This is a genomic window from Pseudomonas sp. URMO17WK12:I6 (assembly GCF_003253625.1).
Lineage (GTDB): Bacteria > Pseudomonadota > Gammaproteobacteria > Pseudomonadales > Pseudomonadaceae > Aquipseudomonas.
This window is the reverse complement of the sequence record NZ_QKYZ01000008.1, coordinates 219,408-235,081: the sequence shown is the minus strand read 5'-3', so window position 1 is coordinate 235,081 and position 15,674 is coordinate 219,408. Positions and strand designations below refer to the sequence as shown.

At 60.8% G+C, this 15,674-nt stretch carries 15 protein-coding genes and 1 pseudogene; 10 read left to right on the top strand and 6 right to left on the bottom strand.

Annotated elements, in window-relative coordinates; genetic code table 11:
- The first annotated feature begins 1 nt into the window (after position 1).
- The gene (gene fahA, locus F475_RS16875) at positions 2 to 1,309 is read left to right on the top strand and encodes a fumarylacetoacetase (protein ID WP_018927160.1); all 1,308 of its coding nucleotides are present in this window, start codon (positions 2 to 4) and stop codon (positions 1,307 to 1,309) included.
- Positions 1,310 to 1,321: 12 nt separating this feature from the next.
- Entirely contained in the window at positions 1,322 to 1,957 is a 636-nt protein-coding gene (gene maiA, locus F475_RS16870; RefSeq protein ID WP_111454327.1) for a maleylacetoacetate isomerase, read from the top strand.
- 25 nt (positions 1,958 to 1,982) lie between these two features.
- Here maiA and F475_RS16865 read toward each other — a convergent pair whose 3' ends face one another.
- Positions 1,983 to 2,786: a SirB1 family protein gene (locus tag F475_RS16865; RefSeq protein WP_111454326.1), complete on the bottom strand. Its 804-nt coding sequence runs from the start codon at positions 2,784 to 2,786 to the stop codon at positions 1,983 to 1,985.
- 183 nt (positions 2,787 to 2,969) lie between these two features.
- On the opposite strand from F475_RS16865, the gene F475_RS16860 reads away from it, so the two are divergent.
- From F475_RS16860 to F475_RS16845, 4 genes are all read left to right on the top strand, one after another.
- A complete protein-coding gene (locus tag F475_RS16860; RefSeq protein WP_018927157.1) occupies positions 2,970 to 3,989 on the top strand; it encodes a Glu/Leu/Phe/Val dehydrogenase dimerization domain-containing protein in 1,020 nt (339 codons plus the stop codon).
- Between the two features lie 116 nt (positions 3,990 to 4,105).
- Positions 4,106 to 5,200, top strand: a complete 1,095-nt coding sequence (gene pdhA, locus F475_RS16855; protein ID WP_111454325.1) for a pyruvate dehydrogenase (acetyl-transferring) E1 component subunit alpha — start codon at positions 4,106 to 4,108, stop codon at positions 5,198 to 5,200.
- Positions 5,193 to 6,179 (top strand): alpha-ketoacid dehydrogenase subunit beta, encoded by a 987-nt coding sequence (locus F475_RS16850; RefSeq protein WP_064620225.1) that lies wholly within the window; start codon positions 5,193 to 5,195, stop codon positions 6,177 to 6,179. The genes pdhA and F475_RS16850 overlap by 8 nt, the downstream gene beginning before the upstream one ends.
- 40 nt (positions 6,180 to 6,219) lie before the next feature.
- Entirely contained in the window at positions 6,220 to 7,329 is a 1,110-nt protein-coding gene (locus F475_RS16845; RefSeq protein WP_018927154.1) for a dihydrolipoamide acetyltransferase family protein, read from the top strand.
- A gap of 173 nt (positions 7,330 to 7,502) precedes the next feature.
- Here the strand turns inward: F475_RS16845 and F475_RS16840 are convergent.
- Positions 7,503 to 7,742, bottom strand: a pseudogene (locus tag F475_RS16840) (YebG family protein); the annotation flags it as partial.
- 316 nt (positions 7,743 to 8,058) lie between these two features.
- Between F475_RS16840 and F475_RS16835 the strand changes: the two are divergent.
- Positions 8,059 to 8,559: a phosphate-starvation-inducible protein PsiE gene (locus F475_RS16835; RefSeq protein WP_018927152.1), complete on the top strand. Its 501-nt coding sequence runs from the start codon at positions 8,059 to 8,061 to the stop codon at positions 8,557 to 8,559.
- Here the strand turns inward: F475_RS16835 and F475_RS16830 are convergent.
- The 3 genes from F475_RS16830 to F475_RS16820 form a co-directional block, all read right to left on the bottom strand.
- Positions 8,556 to 8,873, bottom strand: coding sequence for a DUF3509 domain-containing protein (locus F475_RS16830; protein WP_018927151.1), 318 nt, complete (start codon positions 8,871 to 8,873; stop codon positions 8,556 to 8,558). The two genes, F475_RS16835 and F475_RS16830, sit on opposite strands and share 4 nt — an antisense overlap.
- A gap of 210 nt (positions 8,874 to 9,083) precedes the next feature.
- Positions 9,084 to 10,385, bottom strand: a complete 1,302-nt coding sequence (locus tag F475_RS16825; RefSeq protein ID WP_111454324.1) for a serine/threonine transporter — start codon at positions 10,383 to 10,385, stop codon at positions 9,084 to 9,086.
- A gap of 63 nt (positions 10,386 to 10,448) precedes the next feature.
- On the bottom strand, positions 10,449 to 11,825 hold the full coding sequence (locus F475_RS16820; protein WP_018927149.1) for an L-serine ammonia-lyase: 1,377 nt from the start codon (positions 11,823 to 11,825) through the stop codon (positions 10,449 to 10,451).
- 135 nt (positions 11,826 to 11,960) lie between these two features.
- Between F475_RS16820 and F475_RS16815 the strand changes: the two genes are divergently transcribed.
- Both F475_RS16815 and F475_RS16810 read left to right on the top strand, forming a co-directional pair.
- Complete coding sequence (locus F475_RS16815; RefSeq protein WP_018927148.1) at positions 11,961 to 12,923, top strand: LysR substrate-binding domain-containing protein; 963 nt, start codon at positions 11,961 to 11,963, stop codon at positions 12,921 to 12,923.
- Between the two features lie 199 nt (positions 12,924 to 13,122).
- The gene (locus F475_RS16810; RefSeq protein WP_064620217.1) at positions 13,123 to 13,533 is read left to right on the top strand and encodes an HPF/RaiA family ribosome-associated protein; all 411 of its coding nucleotides are present in this window, start codon (positions 13,123 to 13,125) and stop codon (positions 13,531 to 13,533) included.
- Positions 13,534 to 13,640: 107 nt separating this feature from the next.
- Here F475_RS16810 and F475_RS16805 read toward each other — a convergent pair whose 3' ends face one another.
- Positions 13,641 to 14,516, bottom strand: a complete 876-nt coding sequence (locus F475_RS16805; protein ID WP_111454323.1) for a helix-turn-helix domain-containing protein — start codon at positions 14,514 to 14,516, stop codon at positions 13,641 to 13,643.
- Between the two features lie 138 nt (positions 14,517 to 14,654).
- Here F475_RS16805 and F475_RS16800 point away from each other — a divergent pair, with 138 nt between their 5' ends.
- Complete coding sequence (locus F475_RS16800; RefSeq protein ID WP_018927145.1) at positions 14,655 to 15,557, top strand: DMT family transporter; 903 nt, start codon at positions 14,655 to 14,657, stop codon at positions 15,555 to 15,557.
- Positions 15,558 to 15,674 lie beyond the last annotated feature (117 nt).

Here is a 15,674-nt window from a genome sequence, read left to right as displayed (position 1 = left end):
CATGACTCAGACTTCCATCACTCGTAGCTGGGTTGCCTCCGCCAACGGCCACGCGGATTTCCCGCTGCAAAACCTGCCGTTGGGTGTGTTCAGCGTGAAGGGCGGAGCGCCGCGCAGTGGCGTGGCGATCGGCGACCATATCTTTGATCTGGGAGCGGCACTCGATGCCGGGCTGTTCGACGACGGTGCCGCGCGGACCGCCGTCGAAGCCACCCGTGGCGGCCAGTTGAATGCGTTTTTCGAGCTGGGTCGCGAGGCTCGCGTCGCCCTGCGTGAACGCTTGATCGAGTTGTTCAAGGAAGGCAGCACCCTGCACGGCAAGATCGAAGCCCAAGGCGCAAAACTGCTGCCGCTGGCGGCGGATTGCCAGATGCACCTGCCGGCGAAGATCAACGACTACACCGACTTCTACGTCGGCATCGAGCACGCGCAAAATGTCGGCAAACTGTTCCGCCCGGATAACCCGTTGCTGCCGAACTACAAGTACGTGCCGATCGGTTACCACGGCCGCGCCTCGACCATTCGCCCGTCCGGCACCGACGTGCGGCGTCCGAAAGGCCAGACCCTGCCGGCCGGCCAGACCGAGCCGACGTTTGGCCCGTGCGCACGCCTGGATTACGAACTGGAACTGGGTATCTGGATCGGTCCGGGCAATGCCATGGGTGACTCGATCGCCATCGGTGACGCCGCCGATCACATCGCCGGTTTCTGCCTGCTCAACGACTGGTCGGCGCGGGATATCCAGGCCTGGGAATACCAGCCGCTGGGGCCGTTCCTGTCCAAGAGTTTCATCACCAGCATTTCGCCGTGGGTGGTGACGGCCGAAGCGCTGGAACCGTTCCGTCGTGCGCAGCCGGCGCGCCCGGAAGGCGACCCGCAGCCGCTGCCTTACCTGTTCGACAAACGTGATCAGGCGGCCGGTGCCTTCGACATCGAACTCGAAGTGCTGCTGCTGACCGAATCGATGCGCGAACAGAATCTGCCGGCCCATCGCCTGACCCTCAGCAACACCCAACACATGTACTGGACCGTTGCGCAGATGGTGGCGCATCACAGCGTCAACGGCTGCCAGTTGCAGGCCGGCGACCTGTTCGGTTCGGGCACGTTGTCCGGCCCTGAAAGCGGTCAGTTCGGCAGCCTGCTGGAAATCACCGAGGGCGGTAAAAAGCCGATCGAACTGGCCTCGGGTGAGGTGCGTAAATTCCTCGAGGATGGCGACGAAATCATCCTGCGGGGACGTTGCAGCCGTGAGGGTTTTGCTTCCATCGGTTTCGGCGAGTGCCGCGGCAAAGTGCTGCCGGCGCGCTAAGAGGATCGGCCCATGGAACTCTATACCTATTACCGTTCGACCTCGTCTTTCCGGGTACGCATTGCGCTGGCGTTGAAGGGGCTGGATTACCAGGCACTGCCGGTCAACCTGATCGCGCCGCAGGGGGGCGAACATCGCCAGCCGGCGTATCTGGGCATCAACCCGCAAGGCCGGGTGCCGGCCTTGCGCACCGATGAAGGCGAATTGCTGATCCAGTCACCGGCGATCATCGAGTACCTGGAGGAACGTTATCCACAGGTGCCGCTGCTGTCCAAAGACCTCGCCGCCCGCGCCCACGAGCGTGGCGTGGCGGCGGTGATCGGCTGCGACGTTCACCCGCTGCATAACGTCAGCGTGCTCAATAAGCTGCGGCAGTTGGGGCACGATGAGCCGCAGGTGGTCGAGTGGATCGGTCACTGGATCAGCCAAGGGTTGGCGACGGTGGAGCAGTTGATCGGTGATGCCGGTTACTGCTTCGGCGATCGACCGGGGCTGGCGGACGTTTACCTGATCCCGCAGCTGTATGCGGCCGAGCGTTTCAATATTTCACTGGACGCCTACCCGCGTATTCGTCGAGTGGCAGCGTTGGCGGCGCAACATCCGGCGTTCATCAAGGCGCATCCGGCGAACCAGCCCGATACCCCTTGATGGCGTCACAGTGCCCCCTGTGGGATCAGTGGACGATGGCGTTGGGCGGCAAGTGCCCCAACCTTTCTGTCAGGCGAATCCGCTGGATCGGGTCGTCGCAGAGCAGCAGCGCGTGTTCCAGGTCAAAACGCTCGGCATTCGGGCAATCCAGCCGTTGATAGAGGCTGGCCCGGGCCAGGTAGTCGGAGGCGTTAGCGTTGCCCAGCTCCAGCACGCGCTCGGCGTCGATCAGGGCGTCGATGTAGTCATCATTCGTGAGGTACAACTGGCGCAGGTTGCGTGACAGCCGTTGCAGCATCTGCGCAGGTTCGGCGGTCTGCAAATGCTCGGCGCTGAGCTGCATGTTCGGGCCGTACTGGCGTTGCAGCAGCTCACGGCAATCGTTGGGGTACAGCCGGCGCCCGCCGCACGGGTCGAGCAGGTGATCGGCGCCTTGCACCCGCAGCAGGAAATGCCCGGGGAAGTTGACCCCGACCATGGGGATTTCCAGTCTTCTGGCCAGCTCCAGGGCAATCAGGCCCAGCGCCAACGGCTGACCGCGCCGGCGTTCCAGCACTTTATGGAGCAACGCCACTTGCGGGCGCAAGGGCGTGAAGTCGTCCTGGGCGAACCCCAGGTCATTCATGCGCCGCAACAACGGTTGCGCCAACTCATTTACTGGCAGCATCGGTAATCCGTAACTGACCCTCTGTTGCAGGTCCTTGAAGTCCGCCAGCACAGTTTCGGGATTCAGCTCTTTATCGTGTTCGGCGGCGATCCACAACGCCGCCTCGAACAGCGCGGGCGGTGATCGTTGCAGACAGTCGAAAAAGCGTTGGCGCGGGGTCATCAAAATCTCCGGGGAATGCCTCGTTTTAGCCCCGTCGCAGGCTTTCGTCCAGTGCTGAACACAGGCCGTAACAGGTTATGTCCGAAAACCTTTAAAGCCGCGCTGCTTATTCCTGTGCGCTTCTGCAATTTTTGTGCGCAAGCCTATACTGGCGACTACAAGAAGTGATTCGGGAGCCCTACGATGTTCGCTCTCATGCAAAGCACTCGCCTTGAATCGCTGCACCTGAGCGTCGATCCGGTCACCGGGTTGAAGGCGGTGATTGCCATCCATAACAGCCGCCTGGGACCTGCCTTGGGCGGGTGTCGTTACCTTGCCTACCCCAGCGATGAATCCGCGATCGAGGATGCTGTGCGCCTCGCCCAAGGCATGAGTTACAAGGCGGCCCTGGCTGGCCTGGCTCAGGGCGGTGGCGTTGCGGTGATTATTCGCCCGGCCCATGTGGAAAACCGCGCCGCTGTATTCGAAGCGTTCGGGCGCTGGATCAATCAGCTCGACGGTCGCTACATCACTGCCATCGACGCCGGCACCTCGGTGGCGGACATGGACTGCATCGCCCAACATACGCAATTCGTCACCAGCACCACCGCTGCGGGGGACCCAGCACCGCATGCCGCCATGGGCGTATTCGCCGGCATCCGCAGCACCGCCATGGCCCGCTTGGGCAGCGATAATCTGGAAGGGCTGCGCATTGCCGTTCAAGGCCTGGGCAATGTTGGTTATGCCCTGGCCGAGCAGCTGCACGCTGCCGGCGCCGAGCTGCTGGTCAGCGACATCGATCACGGCAAAGTACAACTGGCCATGGAGCAGTTGGGCGCTCATCCGATCGCCAACGAAGCGCTGCTCAGCACCCCTTGCGACATTCTCGCGCCTTGTGGCTTGGGCGGTGTGCTTAACAGGACCAGCGTAACGCAACTGCGCTGCTCGGCGGTCGCAGGTTCGGCCAACAACCAACTGACCCATCTGGAAGTCGCCGATCAGCTGGAACGCCGGGGCATTCTGTATGCGCCGGATTACGTGATCAACGCCGGCGGGCTGATCTACGTGTCGCTCAAACACCGTGGGGAAGAGCTGACGACCATCACCGCGCACCTGTCGAAAATCAGTTCACGGCTGACCGAAGTCTTTGCCCATGCCCAGGCGGAAAAACGTTCTCCGGCCAGGGTAGCGGATGAGTTGGCAGAGAAAGTGCTGTACCGGTAAACGTTTGAATCGATAAAGGAGTGAGTGCCTATCCGGCCAACTTGCTCCCCAAGCCCTGCGCCACAAACGTCGGGCCTGACAATCGCACGCCGACCCCGCGTGCCAGGAGCCCTGTGATGCTTCACAAGGTTGAGCTGCCCTACACCCGTTTTTTATCCCCTGACGGCCAGGTGCTCTGCGATCTCCCTCCCTGGGCCGACGACTTCAATCTGTTGACACGCTTGTATCGGCAGATGGTCCTGACCCGCCTTTTTGACCAGAAAGCGGTCGCCCTGCAACGCACCGGGCGCATCGGTACCTACGCGCCGACCCTGGGCCAGGAAGCCATTGGCGTTGCGGTCGGCAGCCTGATGCACGCCGAAGACGTGCTGATCCCGTATTACCGCGACACCGCCGTGCAACTGATGCGTGGCGTGCGCATGGAAGAAATCCTGTTGTATTGGGGCGGCGATGAGCGTGGCAGCGACTTTGTCGACCCGGCGGTGGCGCAGGATTTCCCGATCTGTGTGCCGATTGCCACCCAGGCCCTGCATGCCTGCGGCGTCGCCAGCGCATTCAAGATCCGTGGCGAGCATCGGGTTGCCGTCACCACCTGCGGCGATGGCGGCACCAGCAAAGGTGATTTTCTCGAGGCCCTCAATGTCGCTGGCGCCTGGCAGTTGCCGGTGGTGTTCATGATCAACAACAACCAATGGGCGATTTCGGTACCGCGACGCATTCAGTGCGGTGCTCCCACGTTGGCGCAGAAAGCCATTGGCGCCGGGTTCCACGGCGAGCAAGTCGACGGCAATGACATACTCGCCGTGTATGACCGCGTGCAAGCGGCCCTCGAACGGGCGCGCCACGGCAAAGGCCCGGTGTTGCTCGAATGCCTGAGTTATCGCCTCGGCGATCACACCACGGCCGACGATGCCACACGCTACCGGTCGGCGGACGAAGTCAAGCAAGCCTGGCTCGAAGAACCGATCAAACGTCTGCAGCGTTTCATGGTCGGGCAGGGCGTGTGGGATGAAAGTCGCGAGCAGGCGCTGATCAGCGAATGCCAGGGGTTGGTGCAGGTTGCTGTGGATAACTTCGAAGCGGCGGGCCTGCAGGCGCCGGCATCAGTGATCGATCATGTCTACGCCCAGTGGCCACAAGCCCTGGCCGAGCAGCGTGAAGACTTCCTCGAACGAGTGGCGCGCCGGACGGGAGGTTCGGGCCATGAGTAACGGCAAGGTAACGCTGCTGGAGGCGGTGAATCTGGCGTTGCATCGGGCCATGCGCGAGGACGAGAACGTTATCATCCTCGGTGAAGACGTCGGGGTGAACGGTGGCGTGTTTCGCGCCACGCTGGGCCTGCGCGACAGCTTTGGTTTCAAGCGGGTAATCGATTCGCCGCTGGCCGAAACCATGATCGGCGGGCTGGCGGTGGGCATGGCGGCCCAAGGCTTGAAACCGGTGGTGGAAATCCAGTTCATGGGGTTTATCTACGCCACCATGGAGCACCTGGTGTCCCACGCCAGTCGCATGCGCAACCGCACGCGCGGGCGGCTCACCTGCCCGATGGTGCTGCGCTCGCCGATGGGTGCAGGGATTCGTGCGCCGGAACATCACAGCGAAAGCACCGAAGCACTGTTCGCGCACATTCCGGGGTTGCGGGTGGTGATCCCGTCCTCGCCGGCTCGGGCCTATGGTTTGTTGCTCGCGGCCATCGACGACCCGGACCCGGTGATCTTTCTCGAACCGACCCGACTCTATCGCATGAACCCGCAACCGTTGTTGGATGACGGCAAACGCCTGCCGCTGGACAGCTGTTTCACCCTGCGCGAAGGCAGCGACATCACCTTGATCAGTTGGGGCGCCAGTGTGATGGAAACCCTGCAAGCCGCCACGGCGTTGGCCGAGCAGGGCATCTCGGCGGAAGTGATCGATGTCGCCAGCATCAAACCGTTGGACCTCGACACGATGGAGGCCTCGGTTCGCAAGACCGGTCGCTGCGTGATCGTGCATGAGGCGCCGCGCTCCTGCGGGGTCGGCGCGGAAATCGCCGCCAGTCTCTACGAACGGGTGTTTCTGCAGTTGCAGGCACCGATCCAGCGAGTCACCGCGCCGGACATCCCGCCACCGCTGTATCGACTGGAATCGCTGTACATGCCTGGCGTCGAGGACATTCTTCACGCCTGTGACACCGTGTTGCGCCACGCCTGAAGAAGCTCTTGAAGAAACGCCAGAGGCCGAGGAGATTGCGATGAAATATTTCAAACTGCCGGATCTGGGCGAAGGCTTGCAGGAGGCGGAAATCGTCCGCTGGCACGTCAAGGTCGGCGATACCGTCAAGGCTGACCAATTGCTGGTGTCGGTGGAAACCGCCAAGGCGCTGGTGGACATTCCCGCGCCTTACGACGGCGTGGTGGCGAAAACCTTCGGCGGCGAGGGCGACATCCTGCATGTGGGGGAGCCGTTGCTCGGTTACGAAGGCGAAGCGGATGCGGGCACCGTGGTCGGACGGCTTGAGGGCGGCGGCACGAATCAGGAGGATGCCTTTTTTATCGGCACCGCGCCTTCGACCCGCGAATACCTGGCGAACCGCGCCACGCCAGCAGTGCGTCAATTGGCGCGACAACTGGGCGTTGAACTGAGCGCCTTGGTCGGCTCCGGCCAGGACGGTCAGATCACCCGCAGCGATGTGGAAAATGCGGCCCAGACGGAACGCGAGCGTTTCGGCGGTGAGAAGCTGCGCGGTGTGCGGCGCAGCATGGCGCTGAACATGGCCAGGTCCCATGCCGAAGTGGTGCCGGTGACGATTTTCGGCGATGCCGATCTGCATCGCTGGGGGCAGGCGCGAGAACCACTGATTCGTCTGGCCAAAGCCATGGCGGCGGCCTGCGCGGTGGAGCCAGTGCTCAATAGCGGCTTCGATGGCAAAACCCTGTCGCTCAAACAACACGAACGGCTCGACCTGGGCATTGCCGTGGATACACCGGACGGTTTGTTCGTGCCGGTGCTGCGCGATGTCGGCAATCGCACGTCGGCGGATTTGAAAGAAGGTGTGATGCGCCTGCGCGCCGATGTGCAGGCGCGTTCGATTCCGCCCAAGGAAATGATGGGTGCGACCCTGACTCTGTCGAATTTCGGCACCTTGTTCGGTCGCTACGCCAACCCGGTGGTGGTGCCGCCACAAGTGGCGATCCTCGCCGCCGGGGCGATCCGCGATGAACCGGTGGCGGTCGAGGGGGCGGTGGCGGTGCATCCGATCCTGCCGCTGTCCCTGACCTTCGATCACCGCGTGGTCACCGGCGGCGAGGCGGCGCGGTTCTTCAAGGCGTTGGTCGACGCACTGGAGCAGCCTGACGCCTGATTTTCTGCGAGCATGAAAAAGGCCCTGAGCCATTGGACTCAGGGCCTATTCAATTCGGGCATTGCTTACTTCGGCGTCTTGGCGGCTTTGGCTGGCTTGGTCGGCTCAGCTTGCTCCACTTCAACAGGTGCAGCCACTTCAACAGGTTTAGCGACTTCAGCCGGCACGTTGAGCAATTCGGACAGCGCGTCCGGTTGGCTCTTGAACGCCTTGGCGAACACATCGCGGTTCTTCGCCATGTAGATCCCGGCTTCTTCCACTTGCTGCTCGGTCAGGGACGGAACGGCTTTTTGCAACACTTCAGCCAGCAATTCGGCCAGTTCGAGCATTTTGTCATGACGGTCAGCTTCGGCTTTATCCATGAACAAGCGCTCCAGATCTCGGCTGCTGCGGTATACCACTTCGACGGCCATTCACCACCTCACATGCCTTCACATTTAGTTGTCTTTGCGACTACTGTATCTATATACAGCGAAAAGGATAAGCGAATCCCTGCGCTTTGGGTAGTGGCTTTTTAATGTAGACCGGATTCGGGGTTTGTCAGGTGAACGGTGGCGCTCCATTCGCGGCTACAGGTTTGGTGTTGACCTGCGACCAAACGCCACGGAGCGTGTTTTAAAGCACCTCGCCATCATGTGGCAGGCAACCCCTGGCCTTTTTTCTGCATGCAGAACAACCGTCACGTCCAACCCGCATCATCCGCTCGAACCGAGCTAAGGAACAATCATCGTGAAAATCAACTGGGCCGAGAACCTGCGGCAGAACGTGCACCAACTGGCCGAGTCCCTGGGCAACCTGTTCGTCGAGACCTTCCACTACCTGGCGCTGTTCGCCATCGGTGCGGTGACTGCCTGGGCGGCGGTCATGGAGTTCATCGGGATGCTGGAACAGGGGCACATCAAGATCGATGACATCCTGTTGCTGTTCATCTACTTGGAACTGGGGGCGATGGTCGGGATTTACTTCAAGACCAATCACATGCCGGTGCGGTTCCTGATCTACGTGGCGATCACCGCGCTGACACGGCTGCTGATCTCCAACGTCTCGCACCACAATCCGCCGGACCTGGGGATCATCTACCTGTGCGGCGGGATCCTGCTGCTGGCGTTTTCGATTCTGGTGGTGCGTTATGCCTCGTCGCAATTTCCTTCGGTGAAGATCGAACACCCGCAGCGCAAGATCGGTGCGGGTTCCGGTGAGCATCCCGAAGTGGAGAAGGGCGAACTTTAATACCCGATTTCAGGTCGGGGCCGGGCTTTGGCCTGTGGCGGCGGCAGCTTACGGTTGTCGCCGTCGGTCATGGCTTCGAGGATGGCCACGGCGCATTGACCCTGTTCGATGGCGATGCCGAATTGAATGCTTTGCACCAGGCGTTTGAGGCGCTTGGGGTCATTGCGTTGTTCGGCGCTGATCATCCGTTTGGCCACCACGCGGCCAGCGTTGGAGAGGGTCAGCATGATGCTGCCGTCCAGGCCCTGGATGCTCAGGTTGATTTGATAATCCGCTGCAAAAGCATCGGTAATGAGCTGAAAAGGGTTGTCCATAATGCGTCACCGCCTGATTGAACGTGCAGTTGTTGACGGCCATGATCGGGATTAGTTCGCAATACCAGACCACCGGCCTTCCATGTTCATGCGCTTTCTTCCGTGCCGCACAAGGGAGATAGCAAGGGGCATGCCGGAAAAACTGTCGGACAATGTTTACGGCAAAAAAACGGCGGGCACTCTGGCCCGCCTTCTTTTTGCCTGCCCGTTTCAGGGCATAAATGAATAGATGATCGCAGACAGTGCAATCAGACCGACCAACACCACGAACACGTTCGAGGCCTGGCCCGAGTACTGGCGCAAGGCCGGCGCGCGGCGGATGGCGTACATCGGCATCAGGAACAACAGGCAGGCGATGATCGGCCCGCCGAGGGTTTCGATCATGCCCAGGATGCTCGGGTTGAAGGTCGCCACGGCCCAGCAACTGAGGATCATGAACAGCGCAGTGAGGCGGTTCAGCCAGCCGGCGGAGACGACTCGACCACGGCCACGCAGGCTTTTCACGATCAGGCCCTGAAAGCCTTCGCTGGCGCCGATGTAATGGCCCAGGAAGGATTTGGTGATTGCCACCAGTGCAATCAGCGGCGCGGCGTAAGCGATGACCGGCGTCTGGAAGTGGTTGGCCAGGTACGACAGGATCGAAATGTTCTGCGCCTTCGCCGCGGCCAAATCAGCCGGGGACAACGCCAGCACGCAGCTGAAGCAAAAGAACATCACCGTGACGACCATCATGGCGTGAGCGATCGCCAGAATGCCGCTGCTTTTGCGTTCGGCTTGCTTGCCGTAACGCTGCTTCTGATCGACGGCGAAAGCGGAAATGATCGGCGAATGGTTGAACGAGAACACCATCACCGGGATTGCCAGCCACAAGGTCTTGAAGAACAGCGGCAGCGGCATGCCTTCACTGGCGGTGGCGAAGAACGCGCCGTTCCAGTTCGGGATCAGGCTGATGCCCAGTAGCAGCAATGCCGCGACGAACGGGTAAACCAGCACACTCATGCATTTGACGATGACGCCCTGACCACAACGGACGATGGCCATCAGGCCTAGAATCAGCCCCAGTGACAGGATCGCCCGAGGCGGTGGCGTCATGTGCAACTGGTGCTCCATGAGGCTGCTCAGGGTATTGGTCAGCGCTACGCTGTACACCAGCAGAATCGGGAAAATCGCGAAGAAATACAGCAACGTGATCAGCTTGCCGGCACCGATGCCGAAGTGTTCTTCCACCACTTCAGTGATGTCCCCGGAACGGCCGGACAACACGAAACGAGTCAGACCGCGGTGTGCAAAGAATGTCATCGGAAACGCCAGCACTGCCAGGATCAGCAGCGGCCAGAAACCACCCACGCCGGCGTTGATCGGCAAAAACAGCGTGCCGGCGCCAATCGCTGTGCCATAGAGGCCAAGCATCCAGGTGGTGTCGTGTTTACTCCAGCCTTTGTGGGTTATTTCGTTATTGCGTGTGAGGTCTACAGCGGGATTATCGGCAGCAGGTGTACGTACATCGGTCATCGTTTTCGCCTCGTTATTATTATTACTCGGGCTCACGTGTTGCGAACGGTCAGGAAATGCTCCTCAGCACTCCACCCAGCTAACCGCCAGGCCGCCCCGTGAAGTTTCTTTGTATTTGTCGTGCATATCGGCGCCGGTATCGCGCATGGTGCGGATCACCCGGTCCAGGGAAATGAAGTGTTTGCCGTCGCCGCGCAGGGCCATTTGCGTGGCGTTGATCGCCTTCACCGCGGCAATCGCGTTGCGCTCGATGCACGGCACTTGCACCAGACCGCCGACCGGATCGCAGGTCAGGCCGAGGTTGTGTTCCAGGCCGATTTCAGCGGCGTTTTCCAGTTGTTCCGGGGTGGCGCCGAGCACGTCGGCCAAACCGGCGGCGGCCATGGCACAGGCGGAGCCGACCTCGCCTTGGCAGCCGACTTCGGCGCCAGAAATCGAGGCGTTTTTCTTACAAAGAATGCCTACGGCAGCCGCGCCCAAAAAGAACGCCACGACGTCATCGTCCGACGCGTCCGGGTTGAATTTCATGTAGTAGTGCAGCACGGCCGGAATGATCCCCGCCGCCCCGTTTGTAGGCGCGGTGACCATCCGTCCGCCCGCGGCGTTTTCTTCGTTCACGGCGAGGGCGAACAGGTTCACCCACTCCATGGCCGACAGGGTGGAGCTGATGACGTTCGGTTTGCCGATTTCCAACAGGCTGCGATGCAATTTCGCGGCGCGGCGGGGAACATTCAGACCGCCGGGAAGGATGCCTTCGTGACGCAAGCCTTGCTCGACGCACTCGCGCATTACCGACCAGATGTGCAACAGGCCCTGACGGACTTCGGCTTCGCTGCGCCAGGCCAATTCATTGGCCATCATCAATTCGGACACCCGTAGACCGTGCTGTTTGCAGAGCTTGAGCAACTCGGCGGCGCTGGAGAAATCGTACGGCAGCACAACGTCGCTGGCCGGCGCAATGCCGGACTCGGCTTCGGCCGCGTCGATGATGAAACCGCCGCCCACCGAGTAGTACGTCTGCTCGAACAGCTCACCGGTTTCGCCGAAGGCTGTCAGGGACATGGCGTTAGGGTGGTAGGGCAGGCTCTCATCGAGCAGCAGGAGATCGTGCTGCCAGTTGAAGGCGATGGTCGCTTTGCCGGCCAGGGACAGCTTGCCGGTTTCCCGCAGGTGCTGGATACGCGAATCGATGGTGGTCGGGTCGATGCTATCCGGCCATTCGCCCATCAGGCCCATGACACAGGCGCGGTCGGTGGCATGGCCGACGCCGGTGGCTGAAAGCGAACCGTAAAGCCGGATTTCGACCCGACGGACGGCGGCCAGCAAATTCTGCTCAATCAGTGCTTGGGCAAAGGTCGCTGCAGCGCGCATCGGGCCGACGGTGTGGGAACTGGACGGACCGATGCCGACTTTGAAGAGATCGAAAACACTGATAGCCATGCTAAAGCCTATGCAAGCAATGGAAGAGAAATCGCCGCCATTTTTGTAGGCCAAGCGCAATGTCGGCGATACTGCCTACCTCGGTCCTACGTGACCAACGAAACTTCCTAAGACAGCCTTTAGCAGGACTAAACGATGAGTCGTCAATTGCACGCCCAGACTTATGTCTGGCTGCACGTGTTTTCCTGTGCCGCGCGGCACCTGTCGTTTACCCGTTGTGCCGAAGAACTGCACATCACGCCGGGTGCGGTCAGTCAGCAAATTCGGCAACTGGAAGAGCGGCTGGGTTTTCGCCTGTTCCACCGTCGCGCTCGTGGCGTGGAATTGAGTGCGCAAGGCCAGCGCCTGGCCATTACGGTCAACGAGGCTTACGGCAGCATCGACGCAGAATTGCGACGACTGGATGCGGGAATGATCAGCGGGATTTTGCGGGTGCGTTCGATTCCCTCGTTCCTGAGCAAATGGCTGACCCCGCGTTTGCCGCGTTTACAGCAGCGTTTTCCGGACATTCAATTGCGCCTGGTGGCGGAGGACAGCAGCGTGCCGTTGCACGAAGGAGATTTCGACCTGGCGATCGATCTGAATGACGGCAGCTATCCCGGATTGTTATCCACAGCCTTGCTCGACGAGCAGATATTTCCGGTGTGCGCCCCGAGCCTGTTGCGAGGGCGTCCGCCGCTGCACGGCCCGGCAGACTTGATGCACTTCCCGTTGTTGCATGACATCACCGCGTGGCGCGGTAGCTACGAGTACGCGGAATGGGAATTTTACCTCAATGCTATCGGTTTCGAAGGCGCGGACGTGCGGCGCGGGCACACCTTCAACCGCAATCACCTGACCATCGAAGCGGCGATTGCCGGGATGGGCGTGGCGATTGCGCGGCGAACGCTGCTTAACGATGAGCTGGAACGGGGCACGCTGATCGTGCCGTTTGGCCTGGCGGTGCCTAATCACAAGCGCTACGTGCTGCTCTACGCGCCGGGTGCGCTGAGCCATCCGGGCGTGCGCGCGGTGCATGACTGGCTGGTGGAAGAGGCGGGGATTTTTCGTGACCTGCATCCGTTGGGGGGCGCGGCAGATGTGACCATTTGTGACTGAAGACAGGGCCGACCCAACTCCCGACATTAACAGCGCTTTTGCTCGTTGTCCGGCTTTTTTTGCGTATGAATATTTATCTTTTTTTAGGGCTTGAAATGTTCCGCGCACACACCGATTGTGTAACCAAGAGGTTGCGGTGATGACGCCCAAGGGCCAGCCGATGCGCCTCTTGCGAGCTAGCTGAAATAAGGGAAGAACTATGCAAATCCAAGTCAATAGCGATAACCATATTCAAAGCAGTAAACGACTGGAGGAGTGGGTACGTACTACCATTGAGAGCACGCTCGAACGTTATGAAGAGGACCTGACCCGCGTCGAGGTCCATCTGCGGGACGAGAACGGCGACAAGCCTGGTCCCCATGACATGCGCTGCCAGCTGGAAGCGCGGCCAAAAGGTCATCAACCGATTTCCGTCACCCATAAAGCTGACTCCCTGGAACTGGCGATCGACGGGGCAGCCGAAAAACTTGAACATGCGCTGGAGCATATGTTTGGCAAATTACGCGGCAAACCACGCGCCGCTGTGGTGCCGTTCGATAGGGGCGCTCATGCCGATGCGCTGCTTGAGGATGAGTTTCTCGAGAACGAACAGGCTGCGCTCAATGGCTGAGGCCTGATTCACCTTTTACCTTCCTGATTAAAACGGGCCTGCGATTGCAGGCCCGTTTTGTTTCTGGCGCGAGAGCTGCCGAAGGCTGTGATCTTTTACTCTTTGTTCTAGCGTAAAAACGCCTGCCGATACTCCCCAGGCGTCCCACCCAACGCCTGTCGAAACCGGTTGGTGAAATGGCTCGCACTGGCAAACCCGCACGCCAGCGCAATCTCCCCCAACGGCTGCGACGATGCGCGCAACAACTCCCGCGCGCGGCTCAGACGCCGCGCCAACACATACTGATGCGGTGGCAAGCCGAAGCTCACACGAAACATCCGCGCAAAGTGATATTCCGACAGCGCGCACAAGCTCGCCAATTGCCCAAGGCTGATCGCCTCCGCCAACTGACTGTCGATGAACTCCACCAGTTGCCGCCGCTGATGCGCCGCCAATCCACCCTTGAGGCGCAGGCCCTGACGCACACCGACCTGGCTGAGCAAGGCGTGGCTGAGCATCTCGTGGGCCAGGCTGCTGGTGAGCAGGCGTTCGCCGGGTTCGTCCCAGTTGAGGCTGATCAACTGCCGAAAGTGCCGTACTTGCTGCGGGTCTTCGAGGAACGTGCGCTCGCGCAACTGCAATTCCCGTGGCTCGCGATCCAGCAACGTGACGCAACCAAGGGCAAATTGTTCGGGGCTGAAATACAGGTGGGCCAGGCGAATGTCGCCGTTGATCACCCAGCCTGACTGATGGTCGGCCGGCAGAATGCACAGCTTGTCCGGGCCGCCCTTGGTGCCGGGCTGGTCGCGGCGAAAGGTGCCGGTGCCGCCGGCGATGTAGCACGACAAAGTGTGATGGCTCGGCGCTTCGTAGTCCTGGGCGTCATGGTGGTTGCTCCACAAAGCCGCAGCCATGCCGTCACCGAGCTCGGCGCTGTGCTCCAGGCGAGCATTGGGCGAGCGGTTGAGGGCTTGAAAGACTTGCAACGTTTCCAGTGCGGCCATGATCGGTTCTCTCCAACGCCTTGCATCCTACTCCGTAGACGCTGGCCTGCCAGCCTGCGGGCCGACAAAAGCGCAAGTTTATGCAAGTGAAAAAGGGGGGCGCGCCGAACACTGAAGGCCTATTCAGGAGTCTTCACCATGAACCTCTCGTTATACCTGCTGACCGTATTGATCTGGGGCACCACCTGGATTGCCTTGAAATGGCAATTGGGCGTGGTGGCGATTCCGGTGTCGATCGTCTATCGCTTCGGCCTCGCCGCGCTGGTGCTGTTCGTGATGTTGTTGCTTAGCCGGCGTCTGCAAGTGATGAACCGTCGCGGGCATCTGATTTGCCTGGCGCAGGGGCTGTGCCTGTTCTGTATCAATTTCATGTGCTTCCTCACCGCCAGCCAGTGGATCCCCAGCGGTCTGGTCGCCGTGGTGTTTTCCACCGCCACGTTGTGGAACGCCTTCAATGCGCGGGTGTTCTTCGGCCAGAAAATCGCCCGCAACGTGTTGATGGGCGGTGCGTTGGGCTTGCTCGGCTTGGGCCTGTTGTTCTGGCCGGAGCTGGCCGGTCATACCGCCAGCCCGGAAACCTTGCTCGGGTTGGCTCTGGCGTTGCTCGGAACCTTGTGCTTCTCGGCGGGCAACATGCTGTCGAGTCTGCAGCAGAGGGCCGGCCTGAAACCCCTGACCACCAATGCCTGGGGCATGGCTTATGGCGCAGCGATGTTGTCGGTGTGGTGCCTGGTCAAAGGCATCCCGTTCGACATGGAATGGAACGCCCGTTACATCGGCTCGTTGCTGTACCTGGTGATTCCGGGCTCGGTGATCGGCTTCACCGCCTACCTGACGCTGGTCGGGCGCATGGGGCCGGAGCGGGCGGCGTATTGCACCGTGTTATTCCCGGTGGTGGCGCTGAATGTGTCGGCGTTTGCCGAGGGCTATCAATGGACGGCGCCGGCATTGGTGGGGTTGGTGCTGGTGATGTTGGGCAATGTGCTGGTGTTTCGTAAGCCCAAGGCACCGATGGTGCAGGGAAGCGGCAAATTGGCCTGATGCTTTGACCGAGCGCTGAACAACTCAGCGCTCGATTCTGATAGCGATATAAATCAGCAACGGCAATATGAAGTCGACAATATGCCGAGAGCGGGCAGGTGTTTAAAACACCCGCCC